This window comes from Spirosoma fluminis (assembly GCF_054778895.1).
Genome location: NZ_BAAGZD010000018.1, coordinates 46200 through 69887, shown reverse-complemented (window position 1 = coordinate 69887; position 23688 = coordinate 46200). Strand labels below are relative to the sequence as shown.

16 protein-coding genes and 1 tRNA gene are annotated in these 23688 nt (G+C 53.6%); 8 read left to right on the top strand and 9 right to left on the bottom strand.

The annotated features are described in order from the left end of the window. The 5 genes from ACYVBJ_RS19035 to ACYVBJ_RS19015 form a co-directional block, all read left to right on the top strand. Positions 1-1303 (top strand): immunoglobulin domain-containing protein (locus ACYVBJ_RS19035; protein ID WP_460983890.1); only part of this gene is annotated, 1303 nt, incomplete at its 5' end. A 264-nt stretch (positions 1304-1567) separates the two neighbouring features. Further along, on the top strand, positions 1568-1924 hold the full coding sequence (locus ACYVBJ_RS19030) for a hypothetical protein (RefSeq protein WP_460983889.1): 357 nt from the start codon (positions 1568-1570) through the stop codon (positions 1922-1924). A 109-nt stretch (positions 1925-2033) separates the two neighbouring features. Then, positions 2034-3284, top strand: a complete 1251-nt coding sequence (locus ACYVBJ_RS19025; RefSeq protein WP_460983888.1) for a TolC family protein — start codon at positions 2034-2036, stop codon at positions 3282-3284. Between the two features lie 7 nt (positions 3285-3291). Beyond that, on the top strand, positions 3292-4380 hold the full coding sequence (locus ACYVBJ_RS19020) for an efflux RND transporter periplasmic adaptor subunit (RefSeq protein ID WP_460983887.1): 1089 nt from the start codon (positions 3292-3294) through the stop codon (positions 4378-4380). Beyond that, positions 4380-7514 carry an efflux RND transporter permease subunit gene (locus ACYVBJ_RS19015; RefSeq protein WP_460983886.1) on the top strand — a complete coding sequence of 1045 codons (3135 nt, stop codon included), beginning with the start codon at positions 4380-4382 and terminating at the stop codon, positions 7512-7514. The genes ACYVBJ_RS19020 and ACYVBJ_RS19015 overlap by 1 nt, the downstream gene beginning before the upstream one ends. A 78-nt stretch (positions 7515-7592) precedes the next feature. Here ACYVBJ_RS19015 and ACYVBJ_RS19010 read toward each other — a convergent pair whose 3' ends face one another. The 9 genes from ACYVBJ_RS19010 to ACYVBJ_RS18970 all read right to left on the bottom strand — a co-directional run bounded on the left by ACYVBJ_RS19010 (position 7593) and on the right by ACYVBJ_RS18970 (position 18761). Then, positions 7593-8030: a hypothetical protein gene (locus ACYVBJ_RS19010; RefSeq protein WP_460983885.1), complete on the bottom strand. Its 438-nt coding sequence runs from the start codon at positions 8028-8030 to the stop codon at positions 7593-7595. A gap of 3 nt (positions 8031-8033) precedes the next feature. Further along, positions 8034-8555 carry a hypothetical protein gene (locus tag ACYVBJ_RS19005; RefSeq protein ID WP_460983884.1) on the bottom strand — a complete coding sequence of 174 codons (522 nt, stop codon included), beginning with the start codon at positions 8553-8555 and terminating at the stop codon, positions 8034-8036. A gap of 191 nt (positions 8556-8746) precedes the next feature. Next, positions 8747-10027 (bottom strand): Gfo/Idh/MocA family protein, encoded by a 1281-nt coding sequence (locus tag ACYVBJ_RS19000; RefSeq protein WP_460983883.1) that lies wholly within the window; start codon positions 10025-10027, stop codon positions 8747-8749. Between the two features lie 82 nt (positions 10028-10109). Beyond that, complete coding sequence (locus ACYVBJ_RS18995) at positions 10110-14294, bottom strand: ATP-binding protein (RefSeq protein ID WP_460983882.1); 4185 nt, start codon at positions 14292-14294, stop codon at positions 10110-10112. Between the two features lie 437 nt (positions 14295-14731). Next, on the bottom strand, positions 14732-16078 hold the full coding sequence (locus tag ACYVBJ_RS18990) for a Gfo/Idh/MocA family protein (protein ID WP_460983881.1): 1347 nt from the start codon (positions 16076-16078) through the stop codon (positions 14732-14734). A gap of 190 nt (positions 16079-16268) precedes the next feature. After that, positions 16269-16342: transfer RNA gene (locus ACYVBJ_RS18985), tRNA-Asn, on the bottom strand. Between the two features lie 82 nt (positions 16343-16424). Beyond that, complete coding sequence (locus ACYVBJ_RS18980) at positions 16425-16757, bottom strand: hypothetical protein (RefSeq protein WP_460983880.1); 333 nt, start codon at positions 16755-16757, stop codon at positions 16425-16427. A 101-nt stretch (positions 16758-16858) separates the two neighbouring features. Further along, positions 16859-17488 carry a 16S rRNA (guanine(527)-N(7))-methyltransferase RsmG gene (rsmG, locus tag ACYVBJ_RS18975; RefSeq protein WP_460983879.1) on the bottom strand — a complete coding sequence of 210 codons (630 nt, stop codon included), beginning with the start codon at positions 17486-17488 and terminating at the stop codon, positions 16859-16861. Positions 17489-17591: 103 nt separating this feature from the next. Then, on the bottom strand, positions 17592-18761 hold the full coding sequence (locus ACYVBJ_RS18970) for a glycosyltransferase (RefSeq protein ID WP_460983878.1): 1170 nt from the start codon (positions 18759-18761) through the stop codon (positions 17592-17594). Between the two features lie 159 nt (positions 18762-18920). Here ACYVBJ_RS18970 and tgt point away from each other — a divergent pair, with 159 nt between their 5' ends. The 3 genes from tgt (at position 18921) to ACYVBJ_RS18955 (ending at position 23688) form a co-directional block, all read left to right on the top strand. Further along, the gene (tgt, locus tag ACYVBJ_RS18965; RefSeq protein WP_460983877.1) at positions 18921-20051 is read left to right on the top strand and encodes a tRNA guanosine(34) transglycosylase Tgt; all 1131 of its coding nucleotides are present in this window, start codon (positions 18921-18923) and stop codon (positions 20049-20051) included. A gap of 213 nt (positions 20052-20264) precedes the next feature. Further along, positions 20265-22583: an SLBB domain-containing protein gene (locus ACYVBJ_RS18960; RefSeq protein ID WP_460983876.1), complete on the top strand. Its 2319-nt coding sequence runs from the start codon at positions 20265-20267 to the stop codon at positions 22581-22583. Positions 22584-22599: 16 nt separating this feature from the next. Continuing rightward, on the top strand, positions 22600-23688 hold the full coding sequence (locus tag ACYVBJ_RS18955; RefSeq protein WP_460983875.1) for a lipopolysaccharide biosynthesis protein: 1089 nt from the start codon (positions 22600-22602) through the stop codon (positions 23686-23688).

Sequence of the window (23688 nt, the reverse complement as noted above, 5' to 3'; positions counted from 1 at the left end):
GACCAATGTGGTCAGCGATACGGCTCTGCCCATGGTGATGGTGTCGGTCAGCAACGAGCTGAGTTGCACGGCCCTGACGGCCACTCTCAGCACGACGGCCACGCCCGGCGTTACGTATCTGTGGAGTACGGGCGAACTGACGGCGACAATTATTGCCAAAGCGGCCGGTCCGTACTCGGTAACGGTAACCGCTCCGAATGGGGCTACGGCTTCGGTGAACACCGCCGTGTTCAGCAATACGGATATTCCGGTGGTAACGCTCAGTGTTAGCAATACGCTAACGCCCATCCAGTTCACGTCGACCATTTCGAGCAGTGTGACGGGCGTAACCGGAGCGGTAAGCTATCAATGGAGTACGGGAGAAACCACGCCAAACATCACGGTGAGCGTAGCCGGTCCGTACTCTGTGACGGTGACGGGAGCTAACGGCTGTAGTGCGGTTGTGACGACCACGGTCTTCAGTAACACGGATTTGGCGATGGTCACGGCTGGTGTGAGCAACACCCTAACCTGTGCCCAGCCCACGGCCACCATCAGCACCACGGCCAGCCCAGATGTGGTTACGTACCTGTGGAGTACGGGAGCAACCACGCCGAGCATTTCGGTGAATATGGCTGGTCCGTACTCGGTAACGGTGACAGCGCAGAACGGAACAACGGCCAGCACAACCGTTACGGTGGTGAGTGATGCGACCCTACCGGTTATTGTGACAACGGCACCTGCGGTTTGTACCGGTGAAACATTGATCGTGAGCAGCGCTATTTCGACAACCAATGCTGCCTACAGTTGGACCGGACCCAATGGCTTCACCGCCAATACGGGGGCAATCAGCATTCCGAACGCGACAACGGCGAATAGTGGCTCGTATACCGTAACGGTAACCGATCTGCAAACGGGCTGCTCAAGCGTAACGGTTGTATCGGCGGTTGTGAATCCGTTGCCGGATAGTTTCTCGCTGGTTGCCAAAGAGGCTACCTGTACCGGCGGCAACTCACTAGCCGATGGTCAGGTGATTGCGACGAACTTCGGCGCGGGCGATCGGTACGACATATCGCTGGGCGGATCGTACACGGGCGCTACCAGTTACGCGCTGGCCAAGCCAATTCCGGCTGGTGGTGTGCTTGTTGATAACATCCTGCGAACCGGAGTGGCGCAGACTTATACCGTTCGTCTGTACAACGCGTCTGGTTGTTACGCCCAGAAGACGGTGACTCTGCAAAACCCGCTTTGCAATTGCCCACCGGCGAAATGTGTTCCGTTTGTGATTCAGAAAACCAAAAGCGCCCGTGTAACAACACGCTAAACAACCAATAATCAGTCACGAATCAGGCCCGGCAGGAACACTCTTGCCGGGCCTGATTCGTGACTGCCGGGAACGTAGCAGACACTTTTTCTGGGATACCAGCGGTCTGAGCCAGCGGTAATTGGGTGTTAAAATTGGATTATATCACTTGTTCACAATCACCCTCGCGGATTGAGAGCTAGGTATATTTCCTTATATTTGTCTGGAAACTGCATGAGGCCTACAGCGATACATACCTGGGTAAAGCGGCTATTTTGCCTGCTTATGGCGGTTCACGTTCTGAATATCAGCGTGGACCCACCCGATCACCGTGTCCATATCTCAAAAACGGGTGTCGTGCATGAAGACTTGACCATCAACGAGATGGAAAGTATAACGGAGTGGGTGCTGGAATATTTTCTGGGCTGCAAAAACGCCATACCTGAACACGATGAGCCGGATGGACATTCTGTGATTAATAAAGTGTTTGTTGTCTGGTTTATGCCGCAGACAACCTATTATACGCTGCTCTTACCGTCGGCGGCTCTGATAGGCTCAGTAGCCCGGTTTGCGCTGGTTCAGCTTCCCTACGTATCGCCGTTGGCGGAAGTTTCGTCTCCTCCCCCCCAGTTGATCGCGTAATTCTTTGTTGGTACGTGTCATCAGAACCTGGCCGCTCTGCGGAGTCAGGTTATGGGCTTATTATATGGCCTTTGATGACGTTTGAATTACTCATCAATCCTTATTATCAATGACTAAATACATAGTCTGCGCATGGGTGCTGCTTAGTGCCGTTGCGCAGGCGCAGGATACGCTGTCGTTGTCGCTCCGGCAGGCCGATAGCCTGTTTGTTCAGCGAAATTTACTGGCACTGGCCGGACGCTATCAGATTGAAGCGGCCCAGGCTCAGGTCATTCAGGCCCGTCTGTTCGACAATCCGACGGCCAACCTCGAACTGAATGCCTATAATCCGGCACTTCACCGTCCGCTCGACGTGGGCAAGGGCGGCCAGAAAGCCTTTTCGATTCAGCAAACCGTTTTGCTCGCGGGCAAACGGAGCAAGCGGGTAGCGGTGGCGACTGAACAGGTGCGCTTAACCGAGCTGCAATTCGCCGATTTGCTGCGAACGCTTCGCTTCGATCTCCACAGCCGGTTCTATGAACTGTATTTTGCGCAGAATACCCTGGCTGTATTTGCCAATCAACGAGCCCGGCTAACCGAAACGGTGCAGGCGTTTGAGCGGCAGTACAACCGGAATAATGTATCGCTGCGGGACCTGATCCGGCTGAAAGCGCTGCTGGTGCAGTTGACCAACGATCAACTGAATCTGCAGAACCAGTTGACTGAGCAACAGCGCGACCTGCGGACTTTACTACAGACCACAGCCGCGATTCGGCCGGAAGCCGCATCTACGGATCTGGCTCGTTACCGTACTAATCTGCCCTCACCGGGGTCGGCGGTTGATTTAGCACTCGAAAACCGGCCCGATCTGCGCGGGGCTGAGGTGGCTATCCGGCAGGCTGAAGCTAACGTATCCTTACAAAAATCCCTGGCAACGCCCGATCTGCGGGTTGGTGGTCTGTACGACCAGAACGCCAGTTATACACCCAACTACACGGCCGTAACACTGAGTATGGATTTGCCGCTGCTCAACAAAAACCAAGGCAATATCCGATCGGCGCGGGCGCAGGCTGATTACCAGCGGCTGGTTCAGCGAAACGTCAGAACGGTGGTAGAAAACGAGGTACAGGCCGCTTTGCAGCAGATTCAGCAAACCGAAGCCGCCTATCAGTCAGTCGATCCCGGGTTTGCGGCTCAATATGACGAATTGAACCGGGGCATTCTGCGCAACTTCGAACGGGGAAATATTTCGCTGATTGAGTTCGTCGATCTGTTCGAGACCTACCTCGCTAACGTTCAGCAACTCAATCGGCTGGCCGCTGATCGCATCAACGCCTACGAGCAACTTAACTACACGATCGGCACCGATCTGTTCAAATAATAGCAACATGACCACATTGCAAGGAATAATAAGCCTGGGAGTGCTCAGCCTGGCGTTCGCCTGTTCATCGGAACGGAAGCCGGTTGAGGTACATAAAGAGCCGTTCGCCCTGACTGACACCATGCTCAGCCGAATCCAGACGGAGGAAGTAAAAACAACACCGATTCGCAGCCAGCTGCAACTGATCGGGCGGGTTGTGCCCGACGAGAACCGCGTGATCCGGGTGTTTCCGCTGGTGAGCGGCAACGTCCGCGATGTACGGGCCGAACTGGGCGATTATGTGCAGAAAGGGCAGACCCTGGCCGTCATCCAGTCGGGGGAGGTAATCAGCTATAACAGCGAACTCGTGCAGGCGCAGGCCGAGCTTCGCCTGGCCGAGAAGAACTTACAGGTTGCCAAAGATATGTACGCCGATAAACTCAACTCGGAGCGCGACGTGCTGGTGGCCCGCAAGGAAGTGGAGCGCGAACAGGCCGAATTGAACCGGCTCAAGGAAGTGCTCCAGATATACGGAGCCGATTCGAACTCGCAGTCGGTCGTGAAAGCGCCTATTTCTGGTTACGTACTGGAAAAGAACATCAACCGGGGCACGCAGCTGCGCTCCGACGATGCGGCTTCGGTGTTTACCATTTCGCAGTTGAACGTAATCTGGGTGTTGGCTAACGTCAACGAATCGGACATCAGCCGCATGAAAGAAGGAGTACCCGCCCAGATTCAAACCCTGAGTTATCCGGGTCAGGTATTTACCGGTACTGTGGATAAAGTTTATAACGTGCTGGACCAGACGACCAAAACCATGCAGGTGCGGATTCGACTGCCGAATGAAAAAATGCTGCTCAAACCGGGGATGAACGCCAGCGTTACGTTGTCCTTCCAGGAAGGCGGAGAATTGCCATCCGTTCCGGCCAGAGCGTTGATTTTTGATAAGAGCAAGCAGTTTGTTATGGTCTTTCACGACCGGAAGCACATCGATACCCGCGAAGTACAGGTGCATAAGTCGCATGGCGACGTTGCCTATATCCGGAGTGGGTTACGCCCCGGTGAGCGCGTCATCACGCAGTCGCAATTATTGATCTATGACGCCCTGAACGACTAATGAACAAGCTCATCAAATCCATTCTCAGTTTCTCGCTGAAGAACCGGTTCTTCGTGTTCTTTATGGTAGGAACCCTGACGATTGCGGGTGTTTACAGCTATCTGAACACGCCCATCGAAGCCTTTCCGGACGTTACGAACACGCAGATTATTGTGGTTACGGAGTGGAACGGCCGATCCGCCGAAGAAGTCGAGCGGTTTGTGACGGTGCCGATCGAGGTGGCCATGAACTCGGTGCAGCGCAAGACCAACGTGCGGTCGATCACCATGTTTGGTTTGTCGGTGATGAAAATCATCTTCGAAGACGATGTCGACGATTTCTTTGCCCGGCAGCAGGTGAACAATCAGCTCCGGACCGTGTCGCTGCCTGAGAGCGTAGAGCCTGACGTGCAGCCGCCTTACGGCCCAACGGGAGAGATTTTCCGCTATACGCTCAAGTCCGATTCGCGCGACACGCGGGAGTTGCTGACGCTGCAAAACTGGGTGATCGACCGCCAGTTGCGGGCCGTACCGGGCGTAGCGGATATTGTTGCTTTTGGCGGTCGGGAAAAAACCTACGAAGTAAGCGTAAACCCCATGCAGTTGCAGAAATACGGCATTACGCCCTCGGAGGTGTACAATGCCGTAACGCAGAACAACCTGAACGTGGGGGGCGATGTCATCGAAAAAAACGGCCAGGCCTACGTCGTGCGGGGCATCGGTTTGCTGACCAACATTGCCGACATCGAAAACATCATTGTCGATGAGCAGGGCGGTTTGCCGGTGCTGATCAAGGATGTGGCGCAGGTCATTGAGTCGAATCAGCCGCGCGTCGGGCAGGTCGGGCTGAACGACAACGACGACGTAGTGGAAGGCATCATTGTGCAGCGGAAAGGGGAGAATCCCAGCGAGGTGCTGGCCCGCGTGAAAGCGAAAATCGCCGAGCTGAACGAAAAAGTACTGCCGTCGGACGTGAAGATGGTCACCTTCTACGACCGCGACAACCTGATGGCCTATTGTACCGAAACGGTGCTGCACAACCTGGCCGAAGGGATCGTATTCGTAACGGTGATCGTCTTTTTGTTCATGGCCGACTGGCGTACTACGCTCATTGTGAGTATTATCATTCCGCTGGCCTTGCTATTTGCGTTTCTCTGCATGCGCCTGCGCGGCATGTCAGCGAACTTACTCTCCATGGGCGCGGTGGACTTCGGTATTATCATCGACGGAGCCGTGGTCATGGTCGAGGGGATATTTGTGACCTTGGATCATCAGGCGCACCGGCTTGGCATGGCCCGTTTCAACCGGCTGGCTAAACTCAAGCTCATTCGCCAGACCGGTACTGAGCTGGGCAAGGCCGTTTTCTTTTCCAAGCTGATCATCATTACGGCGCTGCTGCCTATTTTTTCCTTCGAGAAAGTAGAAGGCAAAATGTTCAGCCCCCTGGCCTGGACGCTGGGGTTTGCCTTACTGGGGGCGTTGATTTTCACGCTTACGCTCGTGCCGGTCTTGTGCTCAATTCTGCTGAACAAGAACGTGCGCGAGAAGCATAACCCGGTTGTGAATTTTTTTAACCGGATTGTCACGCGCGGCTTCAACTGGACCTACGCCCACCGTAAGCTGAGTATGATACTTGCCCTGGCGTTTATGGGGCTGACGTTCGCATCCGCTACGTTGCTGGGCACCGAATTTCTGCCGCAGCTGAACGAAGGGGCGCTGTGGGTCGAAGCCAAACTGCCGATGAGTAGTTCGCTGGGCGAAACCACAAAAATGGTGAGAACGCTACGTAGTAAACTGATGACGTTCCCGGAAGTCAACGGCGTCCTGTCGCAGACGGGCCGCTCAAACGACGGTACTGATCCGTCGGGGTTCTATTACGTACAGATGCAGGTGAATCTGAAGCCTAAAAAGGAATGGGAGCGCAAGATCACGACCGATGAGCTGATCGAGGAAATGGATGCGAAGCTGAAGCAGTTCCAGGGCATCAACTACAACTATTCGCAGCCCATCATCGACAACGTAGCGGAGGCTGTGGCGGGAATGAACGCGAGCAACGCAGTCAAGATTTTCGGGAATGATCTGGAGGAACTCGATAAATACGCCGATAAGGTGATTGAAGCGATTCGGGACGTACCGGGCGTAAAAGACGTGGGTATCCTGCGGAACGTTGGTCAGCCGGAATTAAGTATTTACGTCGATAAGCAGAAGATGGCGTTTTACGGCGTGCGGGTTGGCGATGCCGAAGCGGTGATTGAGATGGCGATTGGTGGCAAAACGGCCAGCCAGTTGTACGAAGGCGAACGGCGGTTTGATATTCGGGTGCGTTATCAACCCGATTTCCGCAAGGACGAACGAGACATCGGCCGCCTGATGGTGCCGACCATCCGGGGTAACAAAATACCCCTTAAAGAGATCGCTGAAATCCGTACGTTCACCGGCCCGGCCTTCGTGTATCGTGACAAAAACAAACGGTTCATCGGCGTTAAGTTTTCGGTACGGGAGCGCGACTTAGGCAGCACCATTGCTGAAGCCCAGCGCAAAGTAGAAGAGACAGTTAAACTTGAACGGGGCTACGATGTAGAATGGACCGGCGAATTCGAAAACCAGGTGCGGGCAACGAAACGGTTAGGTCAGGTTGTGCCGATCAGTCTGCTGGCGATCTTCGTTATCTTGTTTGTCTTGTTTGGCAAGGTGAAAGATGCCGGGCTGGTCCTGCTCAACGTACCGTTTGCCTTAATTGGGGGTATACTCGCCTTACACGCGACCGGCACAATATTCGGTATCTCGGCGGGGGTGGGCTTCATTGCCCTGTTCGGTATCTGCGTACAGAATGGGGTTATTCTGATCTCCGTTTTCAATCAAAACCTGCAAAACGGTCTGAGTTTAGACGAAGCGATCGCCCAGGGGGTTCAGTCCCGCATTCGACCGGTAATCATGACGGCCCTGATGGCGGCCATTGGTCTGCTGCCCGCAGCGGTATCGACGGGTATCGGTTCCGAAACGCAGAAGCCGCTGGCCATCGTCGTCATTGGCGGACTCATTACGGCCACCGTATTAACGCTGTTGATTTTCCCAATCATCTACCGGTTCTTCAATCGGAACCGGCAGGTGAGTGCGCGTCGGGGTGGCCTGCAGCCGAAACTAGAGGCCGTTTAGCCGGTATCTATTAAATAAACCAGTATAACAGCCTCTGGCGTAGTCGATACGATGAACCAGGGGCTGTTCTGTTTGGACTTACCGGGCCACCGCCTGCCGGTTTTGTCTACGGCGCGTTAGACTGGGGAACACTATAAGCATAGCGAGCGCCCCGCAGACGATCGGGACCAGTACCCGGCTATAATCGAGTGGGTAGTTGACCGACATCAGCTCATCGGCCGACTCATCGGAGTAGACACGTAACGCATTTGTTGGTTTCAGCGATTCGTAGTCAGTCTCGCTGATGGGAATGATCCGTTGACGCTGCTGATACTGCACGATAGCCTGGTAGCTATACCAGTTGATCCCGGACCGGCTCCGGCGGGTGGTGGATACGTGATCCGTATCCACCACCTGAACCGTCGTTTCCCGGCCGTTTGCTTTAAGGGTTTGATATACATTGTAATACGTCCAGACCGAGTATGCCATAAAGCCGCTCAGCGCCAGCAGTTCCAGCCCGAGCAGGAGCCGGGCCATCTGTTAAAGAACCGGAATCTGAATAAATTTTAACAGCGGGCCCGAAACAAAGAAAAAGGTAATGGAGGTGAGAAGCAGACAGAAGAACAGCACCTGCCGTTCGGGGCTTAACTTGATCGCCGTCCAGTCAATGAGCCGGGATTTCGGAATCCCTGCCGAAGACTGAATCTCGGAAACCGGCTGCCGAAACGCATCGTGCTGCGGGTGGTAGAGCAGTTGAACGCGATCGCCCTCCCGGACGTAACTCGTATCGTTGACGTAGCGGGCTGTGTAATCTTTACCCTGATACGTAAAGGTGATGTACGCGCTGCTGTTCAGCCTATCCCGCCAGGACCGCTGCTCGTGTTCAACCTGATTAATGGTTACCGAACGGAGTTCTCCTTCCCGGGCGAACTGGCTCTGCAGTTCCACCTCTTCGTAGAATACCCAGCTTGCCCAGGTGGCCGCGCACAGACCCGCCGAAATAAGCACGGATATGACGATAACATAGAAGTTCCCCAGGGCGGCCAGGAGTTTCTGAAGCATCGCGCAGTCAGCTAAAGACGGACATACCTTAAAGGTAATTCACGCTGACAGACAGTTGACGGAGCAATTCGTAAACGGTTGCACGAAGCCTAAATGCCTTACGCTGTATTTGTTAGCAGAAATTCTGGATAAAGGCTTACGGTAAACCACCAACGGGGCTTACCATAAGCAAAGCGCTGGTTATAAAAGAACTATACTAAGTTCCAGCCCGTCCGGTAGGAACGGGAGAGTAAAGCGTTGGCGTCGGGGTTGTGCCTGAATTTCTCTTTCCGGGCGTTCCATTCGAGGGGCTGCCCGAGCCGGTACGAAATCAGGCCAAGGTGCATCGGTAACGTCAACTGGCGGGCGTAGGCCAGATTCGATTCAGGTTGTTTGCGCGATTTTACGGCGTTGACGAAGTTCTGCTGGTGGCCGGGCGAACGCTCCAGAGTAATCGGAATTTCCGGTACGTCGGTCATGGTGACCCCGTTGATGGTGATCTCCCGCGTATTGTAATCGCACAGCAGCGTGCCTTTATCGCCCTCGAAATAGGCACCGATATGGCGTTTTTCGGCCCCCGGTACGTTCGGTGGGGTGCTGGTCCAGTGGAGGTTCAGGTTGTCGAACTCGTAATCCACGTCAATCCATTTGGGCGCATCGGCAATGCCTTCCGGAGCCTGCCCCCGGGCAACGATGCGTTTCAGGCCCGCCGGGTTAATGGACCACCAGACAATGTCGGCAATATGGCACCAGAAATCCTGAAATACCCCGCCTGAGTAGTCAAGGAAATAGCGGTAGTTAACGTGACAGCGCTCCGGAGTATACAGGGAGGTGGGAGCCGGACCCTGCCACATCTCCCAGTTCAGCGTAGCGGGGGGCGTTTGGTAGCTGGCTGGTCCCAGCACCGGCGGGAAGCCGGTCTTCCAGAGCCGGACGGTATGGACCTTACCAATGGCACCCGACTGAATGATCTCGACGACCCGGTGATAGTTATCGCCCGCGTGAATCTGCGTACCCAGTTGAAAGATGCGGTCGTACCGGTTGAGGGCTTTCAGCATCTGCTGTCCTTCCCGAACGCTGTACGAAAGCGGTTTTTCGCCGTACACATCTTTACCCGCCTGAAACGCCATGATCGCAATTTGAGCGTGCCAATGGTCGGGGGTAGCGCAGGTGATGGCGTCGATATCCTGGCGGTCGAGCAGGTACCGGAAATCACTGTACGTTTTGGCCGTTGTGTTTGGCTGGATCTTTTGCAGCGTAGCCAGGGCTTTGTTCAGATGCGTTTCATCGACATCGCAAAGTCCTACTACCTCTACGTCGGGCAGGTTGGCGAACCAGTTCAGGTGGTTGGTGCCCATACCGTTCAACCCAATGTGAGCCACACGCAGCCGGTCGCTGGGCGCTGCTTTACGGGTCATACCTGGAAATAAGGCAACGCTAAGCGCAGCCGCGCTGCTTTGCTTGATAAAGTCACGGCGGTTGGAAGAGATCATGGGCGTAGGGGGCAGGCGTTTTGGCGATAAACAGAACAGCACATTCGCTTTCTTACCAATAGCCAGACGGCCAATAATCTACTCAGTTTCTGCTGGTGAATATGTGCTGACGAACGGGTAACACGATTTGGAACGTAGCGCCCTGACCTGGGTTTCCCTCGGCGCTCAGGTAACCATGGTGGTTCTCGACAATTCGGCGGCAGATCGTCAGGCCAATGCCCGTTCCTTCGTACTGGTCGCGTCGGTGCAGCCGCTGGAACATCCCGAAAATCTTTTCGACGTACTGCATATCAAAGCCAATGCCATTGTCGCGAACGCAAAGGGATACGTACGCCTGATCGTCGAGTCTGAATTCCTGACGCATCTGTTCGGTAACGGGCGTTGATTCTATGGTGATAACCGGCTGGCGATTGCTGACGAACTTCAGAGCGTTGCTGATCAGATTCTGAAACAACTGATGCATCTGCCCTTCTACAGCGTCGATTGTAGGTAGAGGTTCAACCGTAATCACGGCTTTCTTTTCCAGAATGGTGATCTCCAGATCATCCTGAATCTGGGCAATCACGGCGTTCAGGTCTACCGGCTCATACTGGGCGTCGAGCTTGGAAAGCTTGGAAAGCCGCAAAACATCGTCGACCAGCGTCTGCATCCGGGCTGCGGCCCGTACAATCCGGGCCAAATGTGTTTCTTCATCGCTGGTCAGTTTGCTGGCCAGTGAGCCGGTGAGGAGGTTACTGAAAGCCTGAATTTTACGCAGCGGCTCCTTCAGGTCATGGCTGGCGACTGAGGCAAACTGCATCAGATCGAAATTCGAGCGTTCGAGATCGGCGTTGAGCTTGTATAGTTCATGGGTACGTTCGGCCACCCGCCGTTCCAGCTCCTCGTTGGCCAGTTTCCGCTCGTGAATATCAATGCAGCCACCAATGAACCCCATAAACTGACCGTCGGGGGCAAAGCGAGGGCGTCCATGATCTGAAATCCACCGGTACATTCCGTCGTGTCGGCGCAGCCGATATTCCATGTAAAACTCCTGACGGGCGTCGAAATGCGTGTTATAAATAGCCAGGCACTGGTCGAAATCATCTGGATGAACTCCTTCGGCCCAGCCGTTCCCCGTTTCCTGCTCCAGCGTACGTCCGGTGAAATCGAGCCAGCCTTTGTTAAAAAAGTAGCAGAGCTTATCAGCGCCCGACATCCAGATAAGCACAGGTGCTGTATCGGCAATGGCCCGGAATCGACTTTCACTTTCTTGCAGCGCCATCTGAGCCTGCTTATGTTCGTCAATATCGGTGCAGGTGCCAAACCATTTGGTAATAAGGCCGCTTTCGTCGCGCACGGGTACGGCGCGCCCCATAAACCAGCGATACGTACCGGGCACGTGCCGGTCGGAAAAGCGGTACTCAATCTGATATGGTTCACCCGTTCGTACTGAGTGCGACCAGCGGTCAATGGCTGGGGTTACGTCGTCGGAATGTAAAATGGGAAGCCAGGTTTGGCCACCTTCCGCTCGTTCAAATCCCGTATACTCGTACCAGGGCAGGTTGAAATAATCGACGGCTCCGTCGGGCTGAGCCGTCCAGAGAATCTGCGGAACCAGATCAGCCAGCTGCTGAAACTGCTGGTGGCTCGCTTCAATCTGCTGGCGGGCCAGCACAGAATCAGTTACATCCTGAGCTACGAGGATGATGTCGGTTATGACACCGGTTTGGCTGGTTAAGGCTTCAAACGAGTAATTAAAATAACCTTCTGTCTGGTGTTCGCTTAACTTTCTGTTAATCGCCTGCTCACGAATGCAAAGGGGCTCACCGGTTTTATAGATATGCGCTAACTTGTCTGCGAAACCCTCTGAGGCCAGTCCGGGAAATGCTGTCAGGAACGGAACTCCGATCAGAGTACCAGCCTGCAACTGACCGGTCAATCGCAGGTACTGGTCGTTGGCGAGCGTAAATATGTGGTCAGGCCCTTCCAGAATGGCAATCGCTACCGGAGCCTGTTTGAAGAGATGTCGTAATTTTTGCTGATTTTCCTGGCGTGCCTGGGCTAGCTTCAATTGAGACTCGACCCGAACCAGCAGCTCATTTGCCGAAAACGGCTTGGTCAGGTAATCGTTAGCCCCGGCTGCATAACCGCTCAGCGCAGATTCTTCGTCGGCCCGTGCCGACACGAGCATAATTGGAATATGGGCGGTTTGTGGTGCTGACCGTAAGGCCTTTAGTAAACCAGCTCCGTCGAGTCGGGGCATCATAATATCCGAAACGATCAGATCGGGCGGGGCGAGCTGAATGGCGTTCAGGGCTTCCTGGCCGTCGGCAACCACCTCTACTGCGTAATGAGGGCTGAGCAGGCGGTGGATATACGCCCGCATATCGGCATTATCGTCCGCCAGTAAGATACGATGGCGGGCTGCCGTAGCCTGGGTTGCTTCTGTTGGCTGAGCTTGTGCCCCATCGGTGGGCATTGGACGTACCAGCAGGTCGGCATCTGCCAGGTACAGATTGGTATTGGGCGTGGTTAAATCAACCGCGGGTGCGACCTGGGCCTGATGAACGGGCACCTGAACCGTAAAGGTACTGCCTTTTCCTAGCTCACTACTGACCTGGATGCTGCCGTTGTGTAGCTGAACGAGTTCCTGAACCAGCGCCAGCCCAATGCCCGTTCCTTCAATAGATCGGCCCGGCGAGCCTTCAACCCGATGAAACCGTTCAAACAAACGGGGCAGATCAGCCTCTGGAATGCCCACGCCCGTATCCTGAACGCTAAACGTTACGTCATCACCAGCCTGGACCAGCTGAACCGTGATGGTTCCGGCAAAGGTGAACTTGAACGCGTTCGAGAGCAGATTGAGCACGATCTTCTCCCACATCGTTCGGTCGATAGCGACCAGCTTCGTGAAGGAACCGGTCTCTACCACCAGTTCCATACCCGCCTTCTCGATCACCGAGCGAAAACTACTGGCTAAATCTTTAGTAAGCGTTGGTAAGTCGGTGAGCGTAAACGTGGGTTGTAAGCGTCCGCTTTCTAGCCGGCTGAAATCCAGCAACGTATTGACCAGTCGTAGCAGCCGTTCGGCATTTCGGTGAGCCGCCTGAGCATGAGAACGCTGGGTCTGATTCAACGTGCCGTCGCTGCCCCGGAGGAGTTCATCGAGTGGACCCAGCATTAAGGTGAGTGGCGTCCGAAATTCGTGGCTTACATTGCTGAAAAACAGCGTTTTGGCTCGGTTTAGCTCGGCCAGCTGGTCGAGACGCTGCCGTTCTTCTTCGGCAGTGATCGCATTCTGAATAGCCGTCGCCACCTGGTTAGCGGTCAGCTCGTAGAACGTACGGTAGTCGGCATCAAGCCGACGCGTCGGATTTATCCCCGCAATCAGTACGCCAATGGGCTGCTCCTGACCTGAGGCTACCAGGGGAAGAATCACGGCCTGCGTGACGAGTTGATCGGCGGGGCCTGTCGGTAATCCAGCGCTGTTGGTCCAGCGGCCTTCGGTCAGCTTCGCCTGCCGAATGGCCTGCGCTACGGGCATATCGAGCGGGCCGGAACCTGAGCCGTCTGTCGGAATCTGCCAGGGGCTAAGGCGGGCATCTCCCGCAGCCAGTCCGATGGCTTCTTCCAGCTTTAGATGGGTTCCGCCCGCATCCGTCAGATAGAGTAAGGCAAAGGGAATATCGTCGCTGTTTTGACGTAGCGTACGGGCCACCGACGCGCAGGCCGATCGGGTCGTTTTTTCGACCAGAGCATTTAGGGCTAAGGCCGATAATGTGGCTAACCGGCGGGTATTCAGATTTTGCGCCGTTACTTCGGTGTTGGGGCAAAACAGACCCGCCACCTGCCCGGTTTCGTCGCGGATCGGACTGTATGAAAAGGAATAAAACGTTTCTTCGAGGTAGTCGCCCCGACTCATAAACAGCCGGACGTCATCGGCGAACGACGCTTCGCCCAACTGGAACACTTTATCGGCGAGCGGCCCGCAGATGTGCCAGATTTCCTCCCAGACTACAGCCGCGGGTTTGCCGAGCGCTCCGGGGTGCTTGGCCAGACTGAGTACCGGAATATAAGCGTCGTTGTACAGAAACGTAACCGCTGGTCCCCAGCCGATCCACATCGGCTGTCGGGCGTTCAGCATCAGGTTTGTGGCGGTTTTCAGGCTTTGCGGCCACTGCTCAATCGGGCCTAAGGGTGTTTGCGACCAGTCGAACGTACGGATTAAGGTAGCCATTTCACCTCCTCCGGCTAAGAAATCGGTTGTGGTCGTAAACGGTTGCGGCATGAGTAAAGCAAAGGAAATAGGGTACTAACTTTTTGGTAAAAGTACTATGTATTTTTTGTTTGCAAACAGGATGGTCATTGACTGGACCACACGTATTGGTTTATGGGACTACTGGTACCTGATTACTGATTATACGGCATTGGTTTCCTAATTCCGGATAGGTGATGGCTAAGCTGAACCACAGGTAGATAGCTGGCCTGGGGCACTGGCATATCAGCAAAACATAAGAAACTATACTTAACGTTACGGCGCTGCTCAATGAAAAATCCCTAAACCTGTTGAGGCTTAGGGATTATATTGCAAGCTGTTGTTAGAATGTAAAGAAAGAGACAAAGACATATTCTATATCAGGCTCTATACCGCTTCGTTAACAAATGATCAGAAGTTACTGGGGCATAGTTTTACGGACGCACGCCAGCATTTTATTCACCTTATTCTTACACAACCGGAAGTTTCCAACCATTGTGGTAATGAGCCGCTAGCAGAGCATTCGCCTGTGCATCGTTTTTAAAGCCTTTGGCCGCAGCATCCCAATACACCTTGCGCCCAGTCTTATACGCAATATTACCCATGTGCGCGTTGATAGCGGCAATACTACCCGTTTCGATACCGCATTTGAGTATACCCGGATTGTTGGCCTTAATCGCCTGCACAAAGTTCTTCGTGTGTTCGTTCAGGTAGTCGCCGTTACGTGTTTGGTCGGGCAAATCGTCTACTTTGTAAACCTTGATGTTGTTCTTGGTCTGCGTCTCGGGAAGCAGTGACCAGCCATCCCGGTTCAGAACCAAGGTAGCATTGTTTCCAATAAAGGCGATGCCCTCGGTGCGGCCATAGTTACCGCCATCAATGCCGGTGGCATGTTCCCAGAGCATGTTGAAGCCGTCGTACTCATACACCGCCTGCAACGTATCGGGCGTTTCGGACGCATCGTCAGGATAGGCTAGCTTACCACCCGAGGCCATTACGGATTTGGGAGCTTTGGCGTTCATGGCGTAGAGCGCAATGTCGATTTCGTGAACACCCCAGTCGGTCATTAGGCCACCGGCATAATCCCAGAACCAGCGGAAGTTGAAATGAAATCGGTTTGGATTGAACGGACGCTTGGGCGCTGGACCGAGCCACATATCATAATCAACACCAGCCGGGGGCGCACTATCGGGACGTACCGGAACCGGATTCATCCAGCCCTGATACGCCCAGACTTTTACCAGGCGAATGTTGCCTAGCTTACCCGACCGAATGTACTCAATGGCTTTCTCGTAATGTGATCCGCTCCGCTGCCATTGGCCTACCTGCACAATCTTGTTGTATTTCTTGGCGGCCGCCAGCATCAGGTTACACTCCTCAATGCTGTTCGCTAACGGTTTCTCGACATAGACATGCTTACCCGCCGACACCGCGTCGATCATGGCCATGCAGTGCCAGTGATCGGGCGTACCGATGATGACTGCATCAATGTCTTTGTTTTCCAGTAGTTTACGGTAGTCTTTAAAAAGCTGGGGGCGGTTCTTCTGCATCGCCTGAACATCGGCGGCTCGCTTGTCCAGCACACTCTGGTCGACATCCGCCAGCGCTACGCATTCGACATCGCTCATGAGCAGATGAGAACGAAGATCCGACCAGCCCATGCCATTACAGCCAATCAATCCGAGTCGGAGCTTATCGCTGGGAGCTACCTTTTTTCGTTGACTGGCAATGGCTTCCAGGCTGGGAAGGCTGATGAGTCCGGCTCCGGTAACGGTCAGTGCCGAATTCCGCAAAAAATGTCTGCGCGAAGTTTTCATTGGTTATCAGGGGTCTATAGAATTGTCTATACGTACAAAGCAGACCAGCCCCTGCAACTAACCAACGCACTGAAGAGTAATACTGTGCAAATGGTGTAGTTCTTGAAATATAAGCTTCAATAAATAGACACAGCTATATCATAACGTAGTAAACAAAAAAGCCCCAAATCGTAAGATTTGAGGCTTTTTGCTCCCGAAGCTGGGCTCGAACCAGCGACCCTCTGATTAACAGTCAGATGCTCTAACCGACTGAGCTATTCGGGAATCATGGTGCAAAAGTAGCACCCCAGGCCTAATTGCGCAAGCGTATGCGCAAAAAAATATGCGCAAAAAATGCGTTACGCGACTAACGGCCTGAGTAACCGCCCGTTGGGCCGCCAAAGGCATCGGGCCGGTTGTTCGGTACGTTGTGCAGAATCAGCTCCTTCACCCGCCGGGCGTCGCCTTTCGTGAAATTTTTGAGTACAATCTCCGGCCGGGCCCGCGGAATGATACGTATCGTGGAGAAGAACAAGCCATTGTCGATCTCAACGCCTGAGATGTCGGAGTAGAACACGAAGTTATCGGTGCCGCCGATCAGCTTCTTCTCGCGGAAGGTCACGCCTTTGTCGTTGAATTCGATTACGTCCTGCCGGATGGGATCTTTAAAACTGCTGGAAGAAAAACGCTCGTTTGCCATAGTAGGTGTTTGTGAGGAGTTGGAAGATAGGAGGGAGAGCGGGAATGACTGGCGCATATCAACTACAGCATGCGTTCTCGCTTCTCGGTACTATCTTCTCACTATTTCTTGGGTATATAGATCACTTTCTTGGTTTCGAAAAACGGTTCGTTAAAATAATCGGAAAGGTCGTAGATTCGGTACCGGTCGGGTACTTCGGCCAGTTCCTCCGCCAGATCACCGCCTTTGAGATACAGAACACCGTTGCGTAGGTCGTTGTTGCCGTTTTTGTGGATCTTGTAGCGCACCCAGCCCAAAAAGGGGTTCAACCGCGTTACGGCCCGGCTAACCACAAAGTCATACGTCGTATTCAACTGCTCAACGCGGGCCTGTTCAGCTTTTACGTTGGTCAGACCCAGGGCATCGGCGACTTCCTGCACAACCTTGATTTTTTTGCCGATGCTGTCGACCAGGTGAAAATCGACCAGCGGAAACAGAATCGCCAGCGGAATACCCGGAAAGCCGCCCCCCGTGCCTACATCCAGGATTTCGGTGCCCGGTTTGAACTGCACCACTTTCGCAATTCCCAGCGAATGTAATACGTGTTTCTCATACAGCGAATCGATGTCCTGCCGCGAGATTACGTTGATCTTGGCGTTCCAGTCGCGGTAGAGTCCATCCAGCGCAGCGAAGCGTTCTTTCTGCTCGCTGCTCAGATCAGGAAAATAGTTCGTGATGAGGTCAATATTCATAAACTTTATTCAGCGTTTTCGTTGACGCTAACTTTGTCATGTATTCATGCGAATAAGCTATGACAAGTTAAGATTTAAGGCGAGTAGTTGCTGGTGCCAGAGTTTACCGCCAGTAATACCGTTTCTGCTTCCGGGTGAATAGCATCCGCAGGCCCGCCAGTCCGTAATAGATCGCCAGCATCAGGTCTAGGAATGGCATCAGCGCCCAATGCACCGTGTGCGCTAACCGGTAGCTGATACGTCCGACAATACCCCAGAACAGAAGGAGCCGAAACAGGAATATGCTGGTGGCGATGAGCAAAAGTAACCATTCGCCCGGGCTAAACGTATCGTGCTGGAGTTGCTTGCTTAAAACAAGCAGGCCCGCACCCAGTCCTGTCAGCCAGGTCAGAACGTGCGAACCCGTTAGCAGCCCCAGCCGGATCTTGTTCCCCGGTTTATACTGTTTACCTACGTGCAGATGCCGCCGTTTCTGAATGCGCCAGTCGGCCCAGGTTTCTTTCGGCTTCGACCAGGTAAAGCTAGCCGGATCAAGGCAAATGGCGGTATTCTGTTTCGTCGCCACTTCGTTGATAAACAGGTCATCGTCGCCACCCAGTACGTTCATGTGCGTGTAAAACCCCCGGTTGTCGAAGAAAAGCTGAGTGCGGTACGCCAGGTTACGACCCACACCCATGTAGGGTCGACCAGCCAGCGCCAGCGAAAAATACTGCACGGCCGTAAATAAGGTTTCGGAGCGAATGAGCAGGTTTAGCAAACCGGGTTGTCGCTCATAAGGCGAAAAACCGAGTACAATAGCTTTTTCCGGATTTGTCAGAGGGGCCACCATCGTCCTCAGCCAGTCAGTTGAAGCGGGGCGGCAGTCGGCATCGGTCAGCAGTACGGTTGGGTATTGCGCTTTTTTGAGCGCAATGGTCAGGGCGTATTTTTTGGGCGTTACGTGCTCGTGCTCTTTATCGATCCGAATGAAGCGAACGTGGCTGAGTTCGCCAATCTCATGTTCCAGATACGTATCGGTGCCGTCGGTGGAGCGGTCGTCCATTACCAGCACCTCGAAATCGGGGTAATTCTGGTCATCCAGCAGTGGCAGCAGTTCGATCAGGTTATCGAGTTCGTTGCGGGCGCAGACCACAATCGTAACCCCACCGCTGGCGGGTGGAAGTTCGCTAGAATCGGGTTGTCGGTAAAAGGCCGTTCGGGAGAAAATAAAGAGGATGTAAATCAGCTGAACACTGACTATAACCAGCCAGGTTATCAGGAAAGCGGTAATCACAAAGAGAGGAGACGTTTGGCCGTTAAGACTTGATTGGTAAATACGTGGCAAAGATAGGAAATCTGAGTGAGGGGAAGAGGAAGAACAATAGCATGGAAAATAATACCTGAGACCTTGTGCGGTGCGGTCTGCTCCCTCAAGGCGTGTTATCTTTGTGATATGACATTTTCAATTACTGCCCAGGACCCCCAGTCGAAGGCCAGAACCGGCCTGCTCACAACGGACCATGGGCCCATACAAACGCCAATTTTTATGCCCGTGGGTACGGCCGGCACCGTAAAGGCCGTACACCAGCGCGAGCTTGAAGCCGATATCAATGCGGAAATAATTCTGGGGAATACGTATCACTTATACCTGCGTCCCGGTCTCGATGTGCTCCGCCAGGCGGGTGGACTGCACGCCTTCAACGGCTGGAATCGGCCGATCCTGACCGACTCCGGAGGGTACCAGGTGTATTCGCTCTCCAACACGCGTAAGATTAAAGAAGAAGGTGTAACGTTTAAGTCGCACATCGACGGCTCGAAACACGTTTTTACGCCCGAAGGGGTGATGGACATTCAGCGAACAATCGGAGCCGATATTATTATGGCGTTCGACGAATGCACGCCTTATCCCTGTGAGTATACGTACGCCCGGCAGTCGATGGAGATGACCCACCGGTGGCTCGATCGCTGCATTACCCGCTTCGACAGCACCGAAGGACATTACGGCTATAAGCAAACTTTGTTTCCGATTGTGCAGGGCAGTACGTACGCCGACCTTCGCCGTCAGTCGGCCGAGTTTGTGGCCTCGAAAGAGCGGGAAGGCAACGCGATCGGTGGCCTGGCAGTGGGCGAACCAGCCGAGGAAATGTATGCCACGATTGAGTTGGTGAACGAAATCTTACCCCTCGACAAACCACGTTACCTGATGGGCGTGGGTACTCCGGCCAATATTCTGGAAGGGATTGCGCGGGGCGTAGATATGTTCGATTGCGTGATGCCTACCCGCAATGCCCGGCATGGGCTGTTGTTCACGACGCAGGGTATTCTGAATATGAAAAACGAAAAGTGGAGCCGTGACTTCAGCCCGATTGATGCGGAGTTAGGTGGGTATGCCAGTACGTTTTACTCGAAGGCTTATCTGCGTCATCTGTTTAAAGCCGAGGAATTACTGGCTGCTCAGATTGCCAGTCTGCATAACCTTACCTTCTACTTATGGCTGGTGAGGCAGGCGAGGGAGCACATTGAAGCCGGTGACTTTATAGCGTGGAAAACTGGTATACTTGATCGACTGATGCAGCGATTATAGGTTAAATATTGGTTTAAGGGTGACTAAGTATAAATGCTCAGAAAAATTTTAAGAGTTTTTACTTTTTTATGAGTGTTATAATTAGGTTAAATCGTATTCGTTTATACTTTTGTAACTCGCTTTTAACTTAAGCGAACCCACCGTACTGTTTAACATACATAGCCATTGAGTGCTGTTTCTAAAGTTTGCCAACTCATACGAGTTGGCAAACTTGTGTTGCTTGTTGTCATTTTCTTCGGGGAAGGAGCTGCGCAATCAGTAAACACACCTGCCCACGAGCAAATACGTCAGTTTATTCAGCAGGCGCAGGCAAGCGGTATGACCGATGTGCAGCTTGAAGAACTAGCCCGTACGCGCAACTTTAGCCCGTCGGATATTGCCAGTATGCGGCAGCAGATTGCTCAACTGCAATCCGTTTCGCCAAAACCGCCCGAGCGCACCGGGGCGGCAATGAACGTAGTCCGAGAACAGCCAACTACGCCTACACCGCCTTCTGTTTCAACCGGACTCACGACAACCCGAAGTGCCGCAACTGCGTCCGAATCGGTTGTCTTTGGAGCCTCTCTCTTTGCCAACGCCAGTTTGTCGTTCGAACCCAATCTGCGCATTCCAACCCCGCGCAACTACGTAGTAGGGCCGGAAGATGAACTCATTATTGACATCTACGGCAATGCGCAGCAGACCTATCGGCCGAGGGTTAGCCCGGAGGGGAGCATTCGAATCGAAAACTTAAGCCCTGTTTATGTGAATGGCCTGACGATTGACCAGGCTGAACAACGGATCGTGGGGCGGCTGCGTACGCTGTATCAGGGTTTAAATGCTGCGGGAAGTGGTATTCAGGCGCAGCTTACGCTGGGCAGCGTGCGAAGTATAAAAGTTACGCTGCTCGGGCAGGTGGTCCGCCCCGGTACGTATACGCTTTCTTCGCTGGCGACTGTCTTCAATGCACTTTACGCGGCCGGAGGTCCTTCGCCCAATCGAGGTTCGTTTCGTGATATTCGTGTGTACCGGGCGAACCGGCTTATTCGCACACTTGATATTTATGATTTTCTGCTACGTGCCGATCAAAAAGATAACATTCGCCTGCAAGATCAGGACATTGTGTTCATTAACCATTACGAAACGCGAATTGAACTGGCCGGTGAAATAAAGCAGCCCGGTCTGTATGAGGTCCGACCCCATGAAACTTTGCATCAACTTGTCAACTACGCTGGTGGCTTTGCTGATCAGGCTTATACGGCTTCGGTTAATTTATACCGGAACACCGCTATTGAACAGCAATTAATTACTATTAATCCTACAGAATTTAGTCAATTTTTACCACAATCCGGCGATCGCTATGTGGTTGGGACTATTTTAAATCGAGTTGATAATCAGGTAAGCATTCGGGGGGCGGTGTTCCGCCCTGGTGAGTATGCATTATCGAAGAACCCGACCGTAAAGCAGTTGCTGAAAAGTGCTGAGGGTTTACGGGAAGATGCGTTCCTGAACCGGGCTATCATTCGCCGACTGCGGGATAACCTTGATCCCGAATTACTTTCGATTGATTTGAGAAAGCTGTTACGTAACGAACTGCCCGATGTTGTTTTACAACGTAACGATGTCGTACAGATCAATGCCGTGAGCGAATTACGGCAGAAGCGAACGGTATCTATTCAGGGAGCGGTTAATCAGGCGGGTACGTTCGACTTTGCCGATAGCATGACCGTTGCCAATCTGGTTGTCCTGGCGGGGGGCTTTTCGGAAGCTGCGATTGCTTCTCGGATGGAGATTGCCCGGCGGGTTAAAAACGACACTACAGGACTGTCCGACGGTCAGAATGTTCGGTTGATTTCGTTTGCTGTCGATCATAACTTACGGCTTAGTCCGGCCGACGCGCAACTGGTGCTGCACCCGTTTGATCAGGTGTTTGTGCGCGAATCCCCCCGTTACGAAGCCCAGAAGGGCGCTACGATAACCGGAGAAGTTTACTACCCGGGCGCTTACGCCATCCGAACAAAAAACGATCGAATTACGGATCTGATTGGCCGGGCAGGCGGCCTGAAGCTGGGCGCTTATTTGGCGTCAGCCCGCTTTGTCAGAAAAGGTGAAGCCGTTGCGCTGGATCTCAACACTATCCTAGATAGCCCGGAGACAGCCGGTAACCTCTTTCTCGAAGACGGAGATGCCTTAGCTATTCCGCGCCGGAGCGAACTGATCCGGATACGGGGCGAAGTCCTGAATCCGGCAACGGTCGAGTTTGATGCGGCCAAGTCGTTCCGGAGCTACGTCGACGAGGCTGGTGGTTTCACCCGCAACGCATTAAAACGGAAGACGTACGCCGTTGCGCCTAATGGAAAAATAAAGCCAACGCATTCTTTTCTGAGCATAAAGCGTTATCCAACGCCTGAGCCGGGGATGGAGATCATAATTCCGGCCAGGCCACAGAACGACAAACCCCGTGCCTCAACGACCGAACGAGCGGCTCTACTAAGTGTAATTGCCTCCGGCGCGGCCGTCGTATTAACGGCGTTACGTTTATTCACCAATTAATAGGATACCACTCTACATGGCAGCACAGTCGCCAACATCAGACGTAAGACTAGCCAGAGCCCCCTGGTTTATCCTTTCGCTAGACGTTACGTTGCAAACGATGTGGCGCGGGCGGGTCCGGCTGTTGGTCATTACGGCCATTTTCGCCGGACTTGGCATACTGGTTGCGGTCTGGATGCAGCCTGAGTTCGTGTCGGAGGCTAAGATCATGCCCGAAATGAGCAGTGGATCGGGGGACGTATTCAAGCGGCTGGCGTCGGTGGCAGGTTTTGCGGGAGTTGACTTTTCGGAAACAGAGAGCGTAGATGCGGTTCGCCCGGACCTGTACCCGAACGTATTGCAGAGTACGCCATTTATTCTTTACCTGATGAATCAACGAGTGGTAACAAAGCAAGGGCTGTCGACTACGGTAGGAGAGTTATTGTCCACCCAACAAGGCTGGTCGTTACCAAGATTGGTTTCGTCAGATGATGAGAATCGATCAGCGCGTAAGGCCGGAAAAGCAGGGGTTCCGGTCGAATTGACGGCCCGGCAGAAAGATCTGGCGGACGATATTAGCCGGCGGGTAAGTGCCAGGCTCGATACGCGATCGGGCATTATCGGGATAGCTGCCAAAATGCCGGACGCGCACGTGGCCGCCCAGGTGGCGCAGTTGGCGATGGAGTACCTGACGCGCTACGTAACGAGTTACCGCACCGAAAAGGCCCGTCAGGATTTAAACTTCTATCGCCAGCGGCTTGCAGAGGCCCGTGGTCGGTACCAGGCGGCTCAGTTCAACGTATTTCAGTACAACGACCAGCACAAGTACGTGGTAGTGCAGGCCGCTACTATGGATAAACAGCGCATGGATGCCGAACTGAGTATCGCCCAAACGGTGTACACGGAGTTATCGAGGCAGTATGAGCAGGCAAAGCTAAAAGTGCAGGAGCGAACTCCAGTATTTAAGGTGCTCGAACCCCCGCAGGTACCTTTGAAACGGGTATCTCCCAAACGAACCGTAACGGTTTTATTAGTTGCGCTTGGCGGCTTTTTGCTCGGTACGGCGGCTTTACTTGGTCAGCAGGCTGATCTGAAGGCTCAGCTAGTCGCTCTCATACGATCTTAG